We start from the raw sequence: 18219 nt of genomic DNA, 5'->3' as shown, positions 1-18219 counted from the left end.
CCTAAAAAATCAACGATAAATGAAAGGAAGGCGGACTCAAGACATACGCAGTTCGATCAGATCCAGCAGGCGGACCCGTTCGCGAGCGATTTCATCGGATATCTGGTGTGTGCGAGCTAAAGTGTAAACGGCCTCACGCGCGGCGTGGATGGCTCGGATTTGCATGTCTTTTTCCAGTGCTTGTTCTGCCAGATCCGGCTCCAGTCCGTCGCCTTGAGGGCTGTGAGCAATAGTGCCCAGGACGCGGTCGGCCATGGCCGTGTAACGCGCCCCTGAGGACTGGGGATTGTGAGCAATCAAGTCATTCAATGTCTGCGCCACCGACTGGGCGCTGGCGTGACGTACGGCTTGCTCGGCCCGTTCTTCCTGCTCCTGACGTCGGCGCAGGGCAGGGAAGCTTACTCGTTTCATGATGGGTGGCAGGGCCAGGCTGGCCGTCAGCAGTGACACGATAATGACGACGGAGGCCAGGAAAATAGCCAGATCTCGGGCAGGAAAGGGACTGCCATCGGCAAGAGTGAGCGGCAAGGTCATGACACCGGCCAGGGTGACGGCACCTCGTACCCCGGCAATGGACAGCACCAGCACCAGGCGCGGGTTGGCTTGGGCGGTCTCAGCATCATGATGCAAGCCCAGCAGGGACAGGCCACGTCGTAGCCACAGGTAAGTGTAAACGCATAGAAAACGCAGCAAAATCAGGGTGGTACACATGGCGACCGCGTAAACCAGCAGCCAGGCTGGATTGTGGTGGCCGGTCTCCTGGACAACCTGTACCGCTCCGCGAAAGATAGCGGGTAGTTGCTCGCCCAGCAGGACGAACATCATGCCATTCAAACTAAGTTGCAAGGTGTCCCAGACGGTCTTGCGCTGCATACGGGTGGCTGCCAGTGCATTGCCCGAGAGCTCGGCGTAGCTCATGGTCACGCCTGCCGCGACAGCGGCCAGAATGCCAGAGGCCTCCATTTGTTCGGCCAGGAAGTAGGACGCAAAAGGCAGAAGCAGGCTGAACAGAACTTCTGGCCCTGGCTCTTCGCCCCAGCGGCGCACAAAGAGATTACGCAGAAAAAGCAGGGCACGCGTGGTCACTACGCCCACGACCAGGCCGGCCAGCGTTAACCACAGGAAGTTCTGGCTGGCAGACGAGATGGAAAAAGAGCCGCCCAGGGCCAGGGCTACAGCAAGTCGAAACGCAACCAGACCGCTGGCATCATTGAACAGGGATTCACCCTCCAGCAAGGCCTGCAGTCGTGGCGGCAGAGGCACGCGGCGGGTAATAGCCGAGACGGCAACTGGGTCAGTTGGCGAGACAATGGCGGCCAAGGCGAAGGCCACTGGCAAAGGCATGGCAGGAATGAGCCAGTGCAGCACGTGGCCTAATCCGAATACCGTTAAAAAGACCAGAATAAAAGCCAGAACCAGAATGCCAATTCGGTCCCGAATTAAACTTTCCTTGGAAATGCGCCAGCCATCCAGAAATAATAAGGGCGGCAGAAACAGATAAAAGAACAGATCCGGATTCAGGGTCATCCCATGATTGAACCAGCCGGCAATCAGAAAGCCGAGCAAAATCTGTACGAGAGGGGCAGGGATGGCAACAGGTATTATCTTGACCACGCTGTTGCTGATTAAAACGGCGGCCAGCATGCTTAAAGTCAGGTTTACGTCATCCATGGCAACTCTGTGTAAATAACCGAGGTTATTGAGACCCTATCAGAAAGATGTTTGTCACTATACTCGTGAAAATCATAGATACACAGTTGCTTAATCCGGCAGAGATATAAATGATGTATTTGACAGGCTCGGGTACAATTCATCGCAGCGATCAGGGCGCCATGCGCAGATCGGTTTAACAATAATCAGGGAGATGCCACGCATGCGTGCGCTACTAGCCGGTCTGGCTGTCTTGCCCTTGTTGGGGGGATGTTCTCTTGCACCTTCGGTCTATATGGCGGGTTCGTATTTCCCGGCCTGGCTGGTGTGTGTGCTGGTAGCCGTGCTGCTGACCTTACTGATTCGTTGGGGGCTGATTCGTGCGGGAGTGGATGATGCCCTGCCCATGCGTTTGCCTGTCTATGCCTGCTTGACGCTGGCACTGACCTTTGCCGCACTTCTTCTATTCTTCGAGTGACTGAGCCATGACCCAGGCACAGAAATCCTCCCCCCGTAAAGGCGCTGCCCGCCTGCTGAGCGTGCTGATTGTTGTCGCCGCCATTGTCTTGGCATGGTGGTATTTGCAGCGCTCTGCGAACAACCCTTTGTCCGAAGACGCGGTGATCGGTGCCGATGTGGTGCACATCTCCAGCTCCTTGCCTGGGCATATTGAGCGCATGATGGTGCGTGACGGTCAGTTCGTCAGCCGCGATGAGCTGCTCTTTACCGTAGACCCGGTGTTTTATCAGCTGCGTCTGGAACAGGCCCAGGCTGAACTGGCGCTGGCTCAGGCTACGCTGGACATGAAGCAACGGGCTGTGCGCGCAGAAGGGCATAACGCCGTCATTGCCGATGATCAGATTACCCGCGCTAAAACCAATTTGACGATGGCCACGCAAAGCCAGCGTCGCTTGGCGAATCTGGCGGCCAAGGGCTATGTCTCCCAACAGCAATTGGATGAAGCCAATACCTTGCTGCGTGATGCTCAAGTCACCTTGAAACAGGCAACAGAGCAATCCGGGGCTGCTCAGGCTCTGGTCGGCAATACGCAGGCAGAAGAAGCCATGGTGCAAGCGCGACAGGCAGGTTTGGCGATGGCCCAGCGTGACCTGGAACATACTCAGGTCAAGGCACCGCACAACGGTCGTATCGTGGGTTTGCGTATCGGCTCGGGGGAACATCTGATGCCCGGCACTTCTGTCTTTACCTTGCTGGATACGGATTCCTGGTATGTCACGGGAATGTACCGTGAAACGGATCTGAAGGAGATCAAGCCAGGGGCCTGCGCCACGGTGTATGTGATGTCCGATCCGTCGCGCAAGCTCTCGGGCAAGGTAGAGGAAATTGGTTGGGGCGTCAGTAGTCAGGAGCAGATCAATCTGCCGCGCAGCCTGCCCTATATTCAGAAATCCATGAATTGGGTACGGGTAGCGCAACGCTTTCCGGTGCGTATCCGTCTGGATGCCCCGCCCGAGGACTTGATGCGCATGGGTGCCTCGGCCACCACCATTATTCATCGCGATGGCAACTGCTAAGACCGGCGTGTCGGGTCTGGCGCGGCTGGTCTGGCAAGACTTGCAGCCCACCCCCGGTCGTCTGGCGCAAAGCTGGCGCGTGGCGGTGCTGTGCGCCTTGATGGTGCTGCTGGCCATGAACTACGGTATTCCCGAGTCTGCCGTCAGCTGCTTTGTGATCTTCTTTGTGATGAAGTCCGATGCCGGCGAGAGCTCGGTACTGGCGCTGGCTCTGGTGGTGCTGGTGTCCATTGTGGTGCTGCTGATGGTGCCACTGATTCAGGTCACGATTCAGTATCCGGCCTGGCGTTTGCTGGCCATGGTGCTGACCTCCTTTGTGCTGTTGTTTCTCGGGGTAGCCAGCAAGCTGGGGCCTTTGGGCGGGATTATTGCCTTGGTCATCGCCTTTGTGCTGACCTTGTTGGGCTATGTGCCCTTTGGCGAGATTGCTACCCGTGCCGTGCTTTATGCCTGGTTGATGACCTGCGCCCCCATGGGCCTGGTGCTGATCTTCAATCTCTGTTTTGGTTTGTACCCGCACAAGGTGTTGCGCCGTGAGCTGGCAGCGCGTTTGCGTTTGTCGGCCCAGGGCTTGATGGGGCAGGCAGATACGCAGGATTTGTGGGACGAACTGGCTTTGGGAGTCAGTGCACAACAGAAGCGACTGGGCTGGATACGGCTGTTTCATTTGCGGCCTGCACAAGAGCAGGCAGAACTGGATCAGACCATCTTGAATACCTACCGAGCCTTGCTGGCGGTTGCCGTCTTGCGCGATCAGCATCTGGACAATGAGCAGGCCACAGCATTTGCCCAGATTTGTGAACGCAGCGCACAGGATATTGAACAAGGGCGTTTGCCGCAGATGAATGATCTGCCCGAGCTGTCAGCCTCCAGTTCTTTGGCCGAACAAGATTTGCGCGATGCCTTGCTGGCCTTGTCGGGGGCAGTGTCTATTGGCAAAGCGGATCCGGAACATGGCTCCTTCATGGTGCCCGACGCCTTTAGTAATCCTGTTTATCAGCACCATGCCTTGAAGGCGACGGCAGCAGCGGTGCTTTGTTATCTGATCTATAGCGCGGCAGACTGGCAGGGCATTCATACCGCCATGATTACCTGCTACGTGGCCGCTTTGGGCTCTACCGGGGAAACCGTACACAAGCTGACCTTGCGGATTGTGGGCTGTTTGCTGGGGGCGGCACTGGGCTTTATCACCATCTTGTTTGTGATGCCGCATCTGCTGGATATTGGCGGCTTGATGGTCGTGGTATTTCTGGTGTCCCTGTTAGGGGCCTGGGTATTTTATGGCCCGGAACGTATCTCGTATGCCGGCATTCAAATTGCCTTTGCCTTTTATCTGGTGACCTTGCAGGGCTTTGGTCCCAGCTTTGATCTGGATTCAGCCCGTGATCGGGTGATCGGTATTTTGCTGGGCAATGCGGTGATGTACGTGATGTTTACCCAGATCTGGCCTGTCAGTATTGCAGGTTCGGTACGTCAGCGTTTGGCCAAGGCTTCTGACAGTTTGAGCGGCCTGGGCAGCTTATGGCAGGAACGTCCCGCCCAGGCGGTGCAGCAGTCAGCCAGCGTCGCGCAGGAGCTGTCGGCGGCCAAATATGGATTGGCTCTGATGCACTTGGAACCAGAGCGTTTGCGACCCGACCAGCAGCAGGCCCAGGATATGCAACGTCAATGGCAGCAGTTGCGCCAGCAGTTCATCGGCCAAGCCTATATGCCTGTATCTCGCCACCGAAGCGATTGATAACCCTCATTACCTAGAGGTGATTTTCCCGTCCTTGACGGCTCGTAGAATGGCCCTCACTTCCCATTATCGGGATCAAAAGAAGCGCCGAAAAGGCCTCGGTTCGGTCGGAGACACCCCCGCATACCTACTTCTTTCTGCCTATGTCTGCACCTTGTTGCGGGCAGGGCAGGACTCGTCTTTGCTCGGCGTTTTCTTTGATTCAGCGTGTGAGAAGTCTCTTGCCCCCTTTGGGGCTGGAACTGTCCATTACTGATTCCTGATGACGGCAACGTACCGTTTCAGACATCACAATACTGATAAAGGAGCATGAAGTATGGCTGAGCAAGAATCCGCATTGCGGCCAGGGCAGGAGGCCCTGGTCCCTCCGCTTGCTGGCGGTTGGTTGCAGAAACATTTTGCTTATACAGAGCGCGGCAGTTCTCTGCGTCAGGAGGTCTTGGCAGGGCTGACGACATTCCTGGCAATGGTTTATTCCGTATTTGTCGTACCGTCCATGCTGGGCAAGGCGGGCTTTGATACCTCGTCGGTCTTTGTGGCCGTGTGTCTGACCAGTGCTTTTGGCTCCCTGCTGATGGGGCTGTGGGCGAATCTGCCCATTGCGGTGGGCTGTGCCTTGTCCTTGACTGCGTTCTTGGCTTTTGACTTGGTGCTGGGCCAGCAACTTAGCCCGGCCGTCGCCCTGGGTGCCGTGTTCCTGATGGGCCTGATCTTTACCCTGATTTCCGCCACTGGGATTCGTACCTGGATTCTGCGCAATTTGCCCCTGGGCATCGCGCATGGCACGGGTATCGGAATTGGCCTGTTCTTGCTGATGATCGCCTCCAACGAGGTAGGTCTGGTGACCCGTAATACGGGCGCAGGTCTGCCGGTTGCCCTGGGGGACGTCACGTCCATGCCGGTCTGGCTGAGTGTGCTGGGTCTGGCAGCGATTTTTGGCCTGGAGCGCCGTCGTGTCACGGGCGGTATCTTGCTGGTGATCTTGGGTCTGTCGGCGGTAGGCCTGATCTTCGATCCCAATGTGCGTTTTACTGGCCTGTTTGCCATGCCTAGCCTGCTGGGCGAGAACTCCTTGATCGGTGCCATGGACATAGGCGGGGCCTTGAATGCGGTCGTCCTGCCCAGTGTGCTGGCTCTGGTGATGACGGCCGTGTTTGATGCGACCGGCACGATTCGTGCGGTCGCGGGCAATGCCGGGCAATTGGACAAGGATGGCCAGATCATCAATGGCAGTCGCGCCCTGACGACGGACTCGCTCAGCTCTTTGGTGTCAGCCAGCTTGGGGGCTTCGCCTGCCGCCGCCTATATTGAATCAGCTGCCGGCACAGCCGCCGGGGGACGTACCGGTCTGACCGCGGTGGTGGTTGGCCTGGGTTTCCTGATGCTGATCTTCTTGTCGCCTTTGGCCGGTCTGGTGCCTTCCTATGCGACTGCGCCTGCCTTGATGTATGTGGGCTTGCTGATGCTGGGCGGCGTGCGTCATCTGAATACCGAAGATACGGTCGACACCATGGCGGGTCTGGTGTGCGCCGTGTTTATCGTGCTGACCGTCAATATCGTCACAGGCATCATGCTGGGCTTTTGCACGCTGGTGCTGGGTCGCCTGTTCTCGGGTGAACTGCGTCGTCTGAATGTGGGCACGGTTCTGATTGCCATTGCCTTGGTTGTTTTCTACCTGGGTGGCTGGGCCTTATAAAGCAGGGCTTGGGAAGGGCTGGTGTTCCCCTTTACACTAGCCCTTTTTCTGAAAACCAAAGGGGTACCTGTGCTGGTCGCATTTGATTTTGATGGCACGATTACAGACCGGGACAGCTTGCAGGACTTTATACGTCGCATGCGAGGCTGGCCAGTCTGTATTCGTGCCTATTTAGCTTGCGTGCCTCGCGTCCTGGTCTGGGATCGCGGTCCGCAGCGTCGTCAGGCGATCAAGCACCGTTTTCTACGCAGTGCCTTGGGTGGTTTGAGCCGGGAGCAGGTTCAGGCTTTAGCCGCCACTTACGTGCGGGACTATGTGCCGCAGATTGTCCGCCCGGAAATGATGGAGCGAGTCCGTGCCCATCGAGAGCGGGGAGATACGGTGGTGCTGGTCAGTGCCTCGCCGTCCATTTATTTACAGCCCTGGGGGCAAGCACAGGGAATGGCTCAGGTGCTGGCGACAGAGTTGGCCTTTGATGATCAACAAGGTTGTGTGGGCATGGCCAGCGCCAATTGCTGGGGGCAGGAGAAGGTGAATCGCTTGCAGGCGTGGCTGGGAGATAAACCCGTGGAGCTGGATATGGCCTATGGTGATAGCCCCGGTGATGCGCAGATGCTGGCCCATACGCGTCAGCCCTGGCTGCGGGGACGGGATGCCGCTCTGCCAGCTCTGGGAGTCCGATAGTCGATTGTAGGGTTTGCTCTGTACCGCGTGAGTTGCAGGCTTGGCAGCCTGGTGGCAGATCTACAGTCCAGGGCGGGAGATCAAGATAGCAAAATGCCCGACCAGAATCTGCTTCTGGTCGGGCATTTTTTCGGAGTGATTTGCAGTGATTTAGTCAGCGGAGATCAATCCCGACGCAGGGGTTTGATCCTGGCCGATGGTTTAGTTCTGATTGCGCTTGATTGCCATACCAATCAACAAGCTGGCCCAACCTTGGGTCAGCAAATCAATACCCAGTATCAGGCCCAGAATCCATACACTATTGCCGGGCCAGCCTGCGGCAATGATCAAACCGGCTGCCAGTGTAATCAGGCCGGAAAAGGCCATCCAGCCGCCACCTGCCTGGGCCCGGTTCTGAAACCAGATCCAGAGTCGGAATGCGCCGGAAGCAATCAGGAAGGCGCCAAAAATCAGGGTCAGGACGGTGGCACCTACCAAGGGGTTGCTGATGGCAATCAAACCGGCGAACAAGTACAAAATGCCGCTCAAGCTCCAGAACAGAAAGCCGCGCCAGCCTTTGGAACTCCATGCATGAGCCAGATGCAGCACGCCGCCTATGGTCATCAGGATGCCGACGTACACCACGCTGGCAACCGTGGCGCCAACCACGTAGATCAAGGCGATCAGACCCAGAATAATCAGGGCGATGCCCAAACCAATAAACCATCCTGGTTTCAAGGGCAGTTGACGTAGCAACTCAGAGCGATTGTTGTCATGTGGACTTAGAGCCATCTATGTACTCCTTGCAAGGTTAAACCGACGCTACGGTCTTAACTTTACTCCAGACCCGGGCAAGGGCCTAGTGATATGCAAAGAGCCTGCTGCAGAAACACGAAGGCCCTACCGTTGCGGTAGGGCCTATGGGCCGCTCTGGCGGCGGTGAACTGTCATGATGACAGTTTGGGAAAGCTGTGTTTCAGACAGCTTACTGACACTATGTCAGTGGTTTCAATGTACGTTAGCTAATCAAAACCAGCCAATTATGGAAAACCCGGAAGTCTGAAACAAAGCCCTTCAAACCGGTAAAACAGGCGGTTTGAAGGGGTGGGAACAGGGCCTTAGTGGCCGTGTGCGCCCTGGTGACCCTGGCCAGCCTTGGTGTTCAAGGCACGGACCGGAGCGCTGATTTTCAGCTCTTCCTTTTGACCGGCGGCATTCTGGATTTCCAGGGTGAGATCCACGGAACTGCCCGCCTCAACCTGTTTGTCCAGACCCAGCAGCATGATGTGGTAGCCGCCGGGTTTCAGTTCCACAGCCTTGCCAGCGGGCAGGTCGATTTTTTCAACCTGGCGCATGCGCATGACTTCGTTTTCCATCGCCATTTCGTGTACCTCTACCTGTTTGCTCAAGCTGCTGCTGGCGCCCAGCAATTGGGCGTTGTCGGTGGATTGCAGCACCATGAAGGCGCCGGTGGCTTGCTGGCCGGGAACCGTGGCGCGAACCCAGGGATCGGTCACGGTGACTTCGGCCTGGGCCAGAGTGGGCAGGCTCAGCAAGGCGGCCAGGGAAAAAAGAGAGCGAGCAATAGTACGTTTCATGTTGGTAATCCTGTTGGGGTTCACTTGCTCAGCGCCAGTACCTGGCGGATATCAGCCACGGCTTCTTCAGCCGTTTGCGTATGACGCAGGGCGATCTGCAACTTGCCTTGTGTGTCATACACATAGGTCAAGGCGCTGTGGTCCATGGTGTAGCTGGAGCCGGTAGGAACCTTTTGATAGAAGACTTTGAAGTCGCTGGCGGTTTTGGCCAGCTCTTCCTCGGTGGGGCGCAGGGCCACGAAACTGGGGTCGAAAGCCTGCATGTAGGCCTGCAGCAGTTCGGGCGTGTCGCGCTCCGGGTCAATGGAGATAAACAAGACTTGCAGCTTGTCGCCATCCTCGCCCAACTGTTCCTTGATGTCGACGGCACGAGTCAGGGCTGTGGGGCAGACGTCGGGGCATTGGGTAAAACCAAAGAAGATCAGCACGATCTTGCCGCGATAGTCGGCCATGGTGTGACGTTGGCCTTCGGTATCCAGCAAGCTGAAATCCTTGGCAAAGTCGGCACTGCTCATGTCTACACCTTCCAGATTGCGAAAGGCGGGCTGCTTGGGGGCCTTGTCGCCGCAGGCGCTCAGGACCAGAGGAGTCGCCAGCATGGCAAGCAGGAGCTGGCGGCGTGAGAAGGAGGCGTTCATAGAAATATCCCGCTAATTGACAACATAAGATGGCTGCGCCGGGCAGCCGAGGCTGGTCAGGAAACGAGCGTGGAGGGGGGACCGCGCGCACTCAGGGGCGGGCCCGTCAGGGGAAGAACGGGAACCGCCGCCTGTTGGGCAGTGTCCCAGGTATGTCGTGGTGTAGGTGTCAGATTCCAGGCAGGGCTGGGATCATCATTCAAGGCTTTTTGCGCCTGGGCCTGGGCGAACAGACAGGCCGCATGCAGGCTGTGTTGTTCGTCGTGCTTCGGGCCGCCAGGTAGCTGGCTGCTCCATTGCGCCAGGAAAGGGTCGCCCTGAACGCACAGGCTGAGCGCGGCTGCATTGGCAGGGTCGGCGCTGGGCATGTAGCCATTGGGGATCAGACCACGCAAAAGCAGGGCGCAGATTGCCAGCACCAGTAAAAACCGGCTGCGAGTACCTGAGGTGGGGAATGCGCAGTGCCTGATCATGATCAGAGCATTCTAGTACAGATGGAAATCAGTTTGCCCAGATTCTGTGGCACAGTAGACGCCTATCATCAAGGAGCTTGATATGCGACAGATTTATGGGGTGCTGAGCGCCTTGGTCATGGTGCTGGGGCTGGCGGCGTGTTCAACACCGGATCGCTCTGCAGACAGCAGCTGGAGTCGACCGTCGGGCGTTGAAGTTTACGGGGAAGTGGATGCGGGGGTAGGGACCCGGCGGCAGTCCCACTAGGGAGACTGCCGCTTGCAGCGTTAAGCCAGAGCTTGGCCTGCGCTGTCAGCTGCATCCTGTTTTTTCATGATTTCTTCAGGATCAGCTTCATCATTCAAGTACGACAAGGCTTTGCTCAGGCTATAGGCCGGTTCAAAGGAGTCGGGGTTAGCCATAGGCCAGCCCACACGGAAAATCGTTTGACGATAGTGGCCGCGCAAGAGTTCGCCTTTTTTCAGATCCGGGAACAGAGCCGACATCACGCGCACTTCGCCGTTGCTGATACGGCGGGCAATATGGTGGGGACGTAACTGGTCCGGATGTTCCAGGCCCGCCGCACCCAATAGTTCAGCCAGGGCTTTGAGCGTATTGCCATGGAAGCTGGCCACGCGCAGGGATTTGTCATCAACCACCAGGGCTTTTTGACGCTGCGGATCTTGTGTCGCCACGCCAGTGGGGCACTTGTCGGTATGACAGGCCTGCGCCTGAATGCAACCCACGGCAAACATGAAACCACGCGCGCTATTGCACCAGTCAGCACCCAGGGCCATGATGCGGGCCATATCAAAGGCGCTGATGATCTTGCCCGAGGCACCCAGGCGGATTTGTTCGCGCAAACCGATACCCACCAGCGTGTTATGAACCAGGCGCAGAGCCTCGCGCAAGGGGGTGCCGACGTGGTCAATGAACTCCACGGGGGAGGCACCGGTACCGCCTTCAGCACCATCGACCACAATAAAGTCCGGTGTGATACCTGTTTTCAGCATGGCTTTGGCAATGGCAAACCATTCCCAGGGGTGCCCGATACAGAGTTTGAAACCCACGGGCTTGCCACCGGACAAGGTACGCAGCTTGGCCACGAATTCCAGCAGCTCTACGGGAGAATGGAAAGCGCTGTGGCTAGGTGGCGAGTTACAGTCCACGCCTTCCGGTACACCGCGTGCCAGGGCAATTTCAGGCGAGACCTTGGTGCCGGGCAAGATGCCGCCGTGGCCAGGTTTGGCCCCTTGCGACAGCTTGATTTCAATCATCTTGACGTGATCCTGAGTGGCACGTTCGGCAAAGCGTTCGGGCGAGAAGTTGCCTTGTTCATCGCGGCAACCAAAGTAGCCCGAGCCAATATTCCAGATCAGATCACCGCCATGACGCAGGTGATAGGTGCTGATGCCGCCTTCGCCCGTGTCATGCGCAAAATTGCCCATCTTGGCGCCCTTGTTCAGGGCCAGGATGGCATTGGCCGACAGCGCCCCAAAACTCATGGCGGAAATATTCAGCACGGACAGCGAATAGGGCTGGGTACAGTCCGGCCCACCCACCTTGATACGGAACTGTGAGTCCTTGATGTGCTTGGGCGTCATGGAGTGGTTGATCCACTCGTACCCATTGTTGTAGACCTCCTGGTGAGTACCAAAAGGCTGCTTGTCGACCTGCTGTTTGGCGCGCTGGTACACCAGGGAGCGGTCCGCCCGCGAAAAAGGCAGTTGCTGCTCATCGCCTTCCAGAAAGTACTGGCGAATCTCAGGGCGTATGGCTTCAAAGATAAAGCGCAGATTACCGATAACCGGATAGTTACGACGAATGGCGTGACGAGTTTGAGTGATGTCCACCAAGCCCTGAATGCACAGGGCCAGCCCTGGTATCGCCAGCCATAGCCAGCTTGCGCTTCTGAACAAGGAAAGCAGCAAGAAAAAGGCGGTCAGGCCAATGATGATGTAGAAGGCGGTGTAGCGTGTCAGCCACTTTTGCATAAAGACTCCTGCCAAGAAAACGGGGTGACGGGCAGGATTTCGGGTACCTGCCGGTCAGGCTGCCAACATCATAGAACGCTCCCGTACGGTTTGACCATGCCTGGATGGCGATAGTTTATGAAAACTAACAAACAACCATGGAGTGGCTGAAAAAGGGCGGGGCAGGGCGCAAATTGTTTAGTTTTGAAAGGCTTGATGGAAACCAGGGAGGCTGTTGCGGTGCAGCATGAAACAGGGTGTTCTGCCTTGAAGCTTATGTCTGGCGGGCAGGGCCGGAGCTGCCATAAACACGATATTCAGCGAGTTTTAATTGAATAGGTAGGTAAGCTATCTATATAATCATGCTTTAGCCTTTGTTCTGTCCCCTGTCTTTTATGTTTCCCTCTCTTTCCTGGATCCAGCTGGATCGACCTGCGCTTGTGCATGGCCTGAATTTGGCCTTGGCAGCGTGGCTGTCGTTCACCATCGCTGTTCTGCTTTCCGTTGATAACCCGTTTTGGGCTGCCATGCCGGTGTGGGTGCTGTCGCAAGCGTATCGGGGGCTGGTGTACGAGCGGGCTTTGTGGCGGATTTTGGGAACGTTGGTGGGGGCCGGTTTGGGATTGGCGTTCCTGCACTTGCCCAATCCTTATCTGCAATTGCTGGGGATGGCCCTGGTGGTGGGGGTGGCCTCGGCCTTGACCCATGTGTTTCGGGGCGCTTTTTCTTACTTGCCCATGCTGGCGGGGATCACGATCGGCGTGGTGGTCTTGCCCTCGGTGCTGGCTCCGGATGCGTCACTGGATTTGGCCTTGTCGCGAGTGGAGTGCACGCTGATCGGGGTCGTGGTCACCACCTTGCTGTGCTCGCGGACAACGCCGCGCAGTCAGCGCAAAACGTATTACGAGCGCGTACGTGTCCTGGCGGCGGATGCCTTGCGCATCGCTGCTCATGCTTTGGGGCCGTCTTATCAGCAGCCGGATCAGAGCTCGTGGAGCCGTGTCCGCCAGGAGATTGTAGATCTGGATGCCCAAGCCCGTATTCTGGCGGCAGGCTCTCTGGATGCTTATCGACGCCTGCCTTATGTGGATGCGTTTCTGTACGCCGTGATTGAGCTTTTGGCCGCCAGCGCGCTGATTGTCCAGCAAAGGGAGCAGGGCCTCTCGCCTGCCGCGGATTATGCACGCGACTTGCAGGAACAGGCACAACGCTTGCAGGACGGTCTGAGTTTGCGGGTGCTGGGCAAGACAGCCTTGCGGCAAGAGGGGCAGATCAGTCTGGCGCGCTTGCGCCGTGCAATGGGTCAAATACAAAGGGCGGAGCATGGGTTGTTCGCTGAACGGGTGCAGCCCAGACGGCACCGTTTTCTGACGACGCCTGCTGTTTCGGTGGATTGGCCCTTGGCAATCCGCACAGGCCTGGTCAGTGGCCTGGCTGCTTTCACTGCAGGTGGTATCGCTTACGCTTTGGCCAGCCCCGCGCTGGAGTTGATGGCGATTGGGGTGTGTACGTTCTCCATTATTTTGGGCTCCATGCCGCGTCCGCAACTGATGAGCCGAACCATGTTTACCGGGATTGCCGTGGGCGTGCTGGTAGCCAGCTTTTATCGCTATTTCGTCCAGGTACACCTGGTTGCGGACTGGCAGGTCATTCTGTCCGTGCTTCCTTTTTTGGTGATCGGCGGTTTGTTACGTGCCAACCGTCCTACTTCGACCTGGGCATTGGACGCGAATATGTGTTTCCAGCTGGCCAGTCAGGCCGGGATGGCGGCGGTTACTTGGCCCATCATCTTGAAGGAGTCCTTGCCTTTGCTGGCGGGCTCCGCGGTCGTGTGCAGTGCTTTCTTTCTTTTGCCTCGCCGTACTCATCCTCGTGGCCAAGCCTTGGTCAGACGTGTGGTGCGCGAACTGTATCCCTTGATCAAGCGTTCGCGCCCACGCCTGTTCCGGGTCTGGCGTGCGCGGGTAGCGCGTCAATGGGTGCGTCTCTGGCACTGGATGGGCGAGCAGACCCCTCATGGTTTGCTGTCCTTGATCAACCTGGGCCATGGCGTGGTCGCGCTGAAGCGGCTGGCCAAACGCGGAACGGAGCAGCAAGCTTGTGTGGAGCTGGTCTGTGAGTTGCTGGAAGGGTTTGAGCATCAGCCCGTGGAGTTGGCCCAGCAATTGCTGCGTCTCAGCCAATCCTGTACCGACATGGTATTGAGGCAGGCGATCATGGATGTGGCGCAGTCCTTGCAAGGGGCGCAAGCGGTTCTGGTTTATGCTTACCCGCCTGATGCTACGCCGCGCGCTGTGGAGACTTCCTGATGAATCACCAACTTTATGAACGATTTGGCCTGTCCATGATTGTGCTGGCGCGCCTGTATCGTCGTGAACTGGATCAGACGCTGGTGCGTTATGGCGTGTCCGAGGCCACCATCCTGCCGATTCGCTATCTGGCCCAGTTGGGAGAACCCATACGGCAAGGGCAGTTGGCACGCATGATGCGTCTGGAAGGCCCCACCCTGGTGCGCCTGATCGACCAGTTGGAGTCCGGCGGTTTGCTGGAGCGTGTGCCCGACGAGCAGGACAAGCGCGCTCGCCTGTTGTGTCTGACTGAAAAAGGGCGGGACTTTCACGAACGCCTGCTGGAATTGCTGCGCCAATCCCGTGCTCCCCTGTTTGAAGGGATTGCGGACGCAGATATAGAAGCGGCTTTGCGTTGTTTTGACGCGCTGGCCGGCAATTTGGGGCTGGAAGCAACGGATATGTCCAGCCTGTTCGGGGATTGATCAAGGGCCTGGGCGGGGTAGCGTAAGCGCATGTTCCAGATGGTGAGCAGAAAGCAGGAGCTGGTTTCCTGCTTTTTTACTTTATGGTTGAATAAACCGTCCTTGTTTCAGCAATAAGGAGGGTATGCCATGAACGATGTAGATCTTGCACGCTTGGTTAAAACCATGAGCGAGGCCCAGCTGACGCTGGCAACCGCAGAATCCTGCACGGCAGGGTTGATTGCGTCCACGCTGGCTGACCAAGCGGGGGCGGCAGCTGTATTGGATTGTGCTTTTGTGACGTATTCTCCGCAGGCCAAGTATCGCTGCCTGGGCGTCGATCAGCGGGTGTTGGCGGAAAACAATCTGTGCAGTGAGGCAGTGGCGCGGGCCATGGCCAAAGGAGCCGCAGAATTGACCCCGGCCAATTTGATCATTGCCAATACGGGGGTGGCTGACGATATTGCGGAGCCGCAGATTCCGGCCGGCACGCAATGTTTTGCCTGGCTGTTCAAGCCACAGGATAAATTTGATCCTTTGGTCGTCTATACGGAAACGATTGTTTTCGATGGCACGCGGGATGAAATCCGCCAGCAAAGTGCGAATCATGCCTTGCTGCGCATCGAGCATTGGTTGCGGCTGGTTAAACAAGAACGCCAGGGTGTGACCCCTGGCGTTTGATACTGCTAACTGGACAAGCTAAGCCTGTAAAGGCTTAGTTTTCCAGGTATTTGCGCCAGACGCGTGGCAGGATACCGCCATGACGCCAGTACTCCATGTCCTCGACCGTATCCAGACGCACAATCACCGGCACGGACTGGGTGCTGCCATCCAGACGGTGGATGATCAGTTCGGCTTGTGAACGTACACCCAGGTTTTCTTCCAGGCCTTTCACATCAAAGGTTTCGGTGCCGTCCAGGCCCAGGGTATCGGCATTGGTGCCGTCCTGGAACTGCAAGGGCAGCACACCCATACCGACCAGGTTGGTGCGGTGGATACGCTCGAAACCTTCGGCAACCACCGCCTTCACGCCCAGCAGAGCAGGGCCTTTTGCGGCGGAGTCGCGGGAAGAACCGCAACCGTAGTTCTTGCCAGCAATCACCAGCAAGGGAACCTGACGTTCCTGATAGGTCTGGGCCGCTTCAAAAATACGCATCACTTCGCCTTCCGGCATCACCTTGGTGACGCCGCCTTCCACGCCGGGAACAATCTTGTTGCGCAGACGGATGTTGGCGAAGGTCGCACGTTTGACCACTTCGTGATTGGCACGGCGCGTGGTGTAGTTGTTGAAGTCTTTTTGCTCCACACCCTTGGATAGCAGGAAGTCAGCAGCAGGCGTACCCAGGCTGATCGAACCCGATGGCGAAATGTGGTCGGTGGTGATGGAGTCACCCAGAATCGCCAGCGGACGCATGCCGCGCAGGTTGGCCACGGGAGCCGGTTCGCGCTGCAAGCCGTCAAAGTAAGGCGGTTTGCGGATGTAGGTGCTGTCGGCTTCCCATGGGTAGTGGCCACCATTGCTTTCGCGGGCCAGGGCATCCCAGGGTTCGCCACCGTCGTACAGCTCGGCATAGCGTTCGATGAACAGGTCGCGGTCGTACGCGCCGTGGATGGCTTCCTGAACTTCTGCCGATTTGGGCCAGATGTCGCTCAGGTAGACGTCTTTGCCGTCCTGATCCTTGCCCAGCGGGTCGCGGGTCAGGTCTACATTCAGGTTGCCGGCCAGGGCGTAGGCCACAACCAGGGCGGGCGATGCCAGGTAAGCAGCGCGCACGTTGGCGTGGATACGGCCTTCAAAGTTACGGTTACCCGACAGTACGGCGGTGGCAATCAGCTTTTCGGATTCAATCGCGTTGACGATATTGGCAGGCAGTGGGCCCGAGCCACCGTTACACGTGGTGCAACCAAAGCCGGCAATGTTAAAGCCCAGCACGTCCAGGTCGTCTTGCAGTTGAGCGCGCTCCAGCACGTCAGCTGTTACTTGGCTACCTGGCACCAGCGAGGTCTTGACCCAGGGCTTGCTGCGCAGGCCACGAGCGACGGCGTTACGGGCCAGCAAACCGGCGGCCATCATATTGGCGGGGTTAGCGGTATTGGTACAGGAAGTAATGGCGGCAATGACCACATCGCCATCATTCAGCACAAAGTCCTCGCCTTCCACGGGTACGGCACGTTGCGGGTCGTAAGGACGGCCAGCAATTTTCTGGTGGTGGGCGGGGAAGGACTGGGCAGCGGTGTCCAGATCCAGGTGATCTTCAGGATTGCTGGGGCCAGCCAGGCTAGGCTTGATGCTGCTCAGGTCCAGTTTCAACACGGTGTCGTAAACAGGAGCGGGGGCGGCCGGGTCGCGCCACAGTTTTTGAACCTTGCTGTATTGCTCGACCAGATCAATCTGTTCTTGTGGACGGCCTGTCATGTGCATGTAGTGCAGGGCAGCGTCGTCGATGGGGAAGAACACCGCGGTTGCGCCGTACTCTGGTGCCATATTGGCGATCATGCCACGGTCGCCCAGGGAGAGCTCGTCCATGCTGGGGCCAAAGAATTCGACAAACTTGCCCACCACGCCCAGTTCGCGCAGTTTTTGCGTAATGACCAGAACCAGGTCGGTAGGCAGCACGCCGTCATTGAGCTTGCCAGTCAGCTCGATACCCACCACGGCAGGCAGGGCGATGGCGACGGGCAGGCCTACCATCACGGCTTCGGCTTCAATACCTCCGACACCCCAGCCCAGAATGCCCAGGCCGTTAACCATAGGCGTGTGGCTGTCGGTCCCGACACAGCTGTCGGGGTAGACCAGATCCACGTCCTTGCCTTCTTCGGTCCATACAACCTGACCAATATGCTCGATGTGCAATTGGTGCATGATGCCTTTGCCAGGTGGCACCACTTTCACGCCGTCAAAGTTGCTGGAACACCAGCGCAGGAAGGCAAAGCGCTCGCCGTTACGTTGGTATTCACGTGCCAGGTTGATGTCGGCTGCCTTGGGGTTGGCCCAGCTGTCCACTTGCAGGGAGTGGTCAATAATCACGTCGATAGGGACTTGAGGGCGCACGCGGCTGGCGTCACCACCGGCTGCTTGTACGCCTTCGCGCAAGGCGGCCATGTCCAGCAGCATCACCAAACCCAAAATGTCCTGACCAAAGACGCGGGCAGGGTAGAAGGTGATGCCGTCGCCCACCTTGCGCTGGAGCAGGGAGTCAATTTCCTGATCCACGTCGGCGTGACGCACGGCCTTTTGACGACAGAGGTTTTCCAGCAGAACGCGCAGCGAGTACGGCAGCTTTTCAATACCGGGGATGTCGGCGATAGGAACGTAACGTACGGAACGTCCGTTCAGGGACAGCGTTTCTAGGGCAAGAGACTGAGACATGGCAAACGATTCATCCGTAATAAGAAGCCAGGAAAGCAGGGCCAACCTGAGCAAGAATAATCAATAAAATTATGCGTCTGGAGCCTTGATAAAACAATTAAATTGTATTTTGTTTGTATATAATACAATAAAACGATCCAGGATCGCTTCGAT

Annotated in this window: 16 protein-coding genes; 9 read left to right on the top strand and 7 right to left on the bottom strand. The window is 57.4% G+C overall.

Annotated elements, in window-relative coordinates; all coding sequences use genetic code 11:
* Positions 1–36: 36 nt before the first annotated feature.
* Entirely contained in the window at positions 37–1671 is a 1635-nt protein-coding gene (locus tag ACU6HM_RS18565; protein ID WP_446764184.1) for a Na+/H+ antiporter, read from the bottom strand.
* A gap of 202 nt (positions 1672–1873) precedes the next feature.
* On the opposite strand from ACU6HM_RS18565, the gene ACU6HM_RS18560 reads away from it, so the two are divergent.
* The 5 genes from ACU6HM_RS18560 (at position 1874) to ACU6HM_RS18540 (ending at position 7303) form a co-directional block, all read left to right on the top strand.
* Positions 1874–2128 (top strand): YtcA family lipoprotein, encoded by a 255-nt coding sequence (locus ACU6HM_RS18560; protein WP_446764183.1) that lies wholly within the window; start codon positions 1874–1876, stop codon positions 2126–2128.
* A gap of 7 nt (positions 2129–2135) precedes the next feature.
* Positions 2136–3185, top strand: a complete 1050-nt coding sequence (mdtN, locus tag ACU6HM_RS18555) for a multidrug transporter subunit MdtN (RefSeq protein ID WP_021446781.1) — start codon at positions 2136–2138, stop codon at positions 3183–3185.
* Positions 3172–4923 (top strand): FUSC family protein, encoded by a 1752-nt coding sequence (locus ACU6HM_RS18550; RefSeq protein ID WP_021446780.1) that lies wholly within the window; start codon positions 3172–3174, stop codon positions 4921–4923. The genes mdtN and ACU6HM_RS18550 overlap by 14 nt, the downstream gene beginning before the upstream one ends.
* 316 nt (positions 4924–5239) lie before the next feature.
* Entirely contained in the window at positions 5240–6619 is a 1380-nt protein-coding gene (locus ACU6HM_RS18545) for an NCS2 family permease (RefSeq protein ID WP_021446779.1), read from the top strand.
* 69 nt (positions 6620–6688) lie between these two features.
* A complete protein-coding gene (locus ACU6HM_RS18540; protein ID WP_446764182.1) occupies positions 6689–7303 on the top strand; it encodes an HAD-IB family hydrolase in 615 nt (204 codons plus the stop codon).
* Positions 7304–7504: 201 nt separating this feature from the next.
* Here ACU6HM_RS18540 and ACU6HM_RS18535 read toward each other — a convergent pair whose 3' ends face one another.
* From ACU6HM_RS18535 to ACU6HM_RS18520, 4 genes are all read right to left on the bottom strand, one after another.
* Positions 7505–8074: an HdeD family acid-resistance protein gene (locus ACU6HM_RS18535; RefSeq protein ID WP_009460967.1), complete on the bottom strand. Its 570-nt coding sequence runs from the start codon at positions 8072–8074 to the stop codon at positions 7505–7507.
* Positions 8075–8400: 326 nt separating this feature from the next.
* The gene (locus ACU6HM_RS18530) at positions 8401–8880 is read right to left on the bottom strand and encodes a copper chaperone PCu(A)C (protein WP_021446778.1); all 480 of its coding nucleotides are present in this window, start codon (positions 8878–8880) and stop codon (positions 8401–8403) included.
* Between the two features lie 20 nt (positions 8881–8900).
* Positions 8901–9518, bottom strand: coding sequence for an SCO family protein (locus ACU6HM_RS18525; protein ID WP_446764181.1), 618 nt, complete (start codon positions 9516–9518; stop codon positions 8901–8903).
* 56 nt (positions 9519–9574) lie between these two features.
* Positions 9575–9991 carry a hypothetical protein gene (locus ACU6HM_RS18520; protein WP_021446777.1) on the bottom strand — a complete coding sequence of 139 codons (417 nt, stop codon included), beginning with the start codon at positions 9989–9991 and terminating at the stop codon, positions 9575–9577.
* Positions 9992–10073: 82 nt separating this feature from the next.
* Between ACU6HM_RS18520 and ACU6HM_RS18515 the strand changes: the two genes are divergently transcribed.
* Positions 10074–10238: a hypothetical protein gene (locus ACU6HM_RS18515; RefSeq protein WP_155624338.1), complete on the top strand. Its 165-nt coding sequence runs from the start codon at positions 10074–10076 to the stop codon at positions 10236–10238.
* A 20-nt stretch (positions 10239–10258) separates the two neighbouring features.
* On the opposite strand, the gene ACU6HM_RS18510 is transcribed toward ACU6HM_RS18515, so the two are convergent.
* Positions 10259–11965: an FMN-binding glutamate synthase family protein gene (locus ACU6HM_RS18510; RefSeq protein ID WP_009460959.1), complete on the bottom strand. Its 1707-nt coding sequence runs from the start codon at positions 11963–11965 to the stop codon at positions 10259–10261.
* Positions 11966–12339: 374 nt separating this feature from the next.
* On the opposite strand from ACU6HM_RS18510, the gene ACU6HM_RS18505 reads away from it, so the two are divergent.
* From ACU6HM_RS18505 to ACU6HM_RS18495, 3 genes are all read left to right on the top strand, one after another.
* Positions 12340–14253 carry an FUSC family protein gene (locus tag ACU6HM_RS18505; protein ID WP_250756992.1) on the top strand — a complete coding sequence of 638 codons (1914 nt, stop codon included), beginning with the start codon at positions 12340–12342 and terminating at the stop codon, positions 14251–14253.
* Positions 14253–14717 (top strand): MarR family winged helix-turn-helix transcriptional regulator, encoded by a 465-nt coding sequence (locus tag ACU6HM_RS18500; protein WP_250756993.1) that lies wholly within the window; start codon positions 14253–14255, stop codon positions 14715–14717. The genes ACU6HM_RS18505 and ACU6HM_RS18500 overlap by 1 nt, the downstream gene beginning before the upstream one ends.
* 129 nt (positions 14718–14846) lie before the next feature.
* On the top strand, positions 14847–15377 hold the full coding sequence (locus tag ACU6HM_RS18495) for a CinA family protein (protein ID WP_250756994.1): 531 nt from the start codon (positions 14847–14849) through the stop codon (positions 15375–15377).
* A 34-nt stretch (positions 15378–15411) separates the two neighbouring features.
* Here the strand turns inward: ACU6HM_RS18495 and acnA are convergent, their stop codons facing one another.
* Positions 15412–18066, bottom strand: coding sequence for an aconitate hydratase AcnA (gene acnA, locus ACU6HM_RS18490; protein ID WP_250756995.1), 2655 nt, complete (start codon positions 18064–18066; stop codon positions 15412–15414).
* Between the last annotated feature and the right edge of the window lie 153 nt (positions 18067–18219).

It is taken from the genome of Alcaligenes sp. RM2, assembly GCF_052931795.1.
This window is presented reverse-complemented; position numbering and strand designations above follow the sequence as displayed.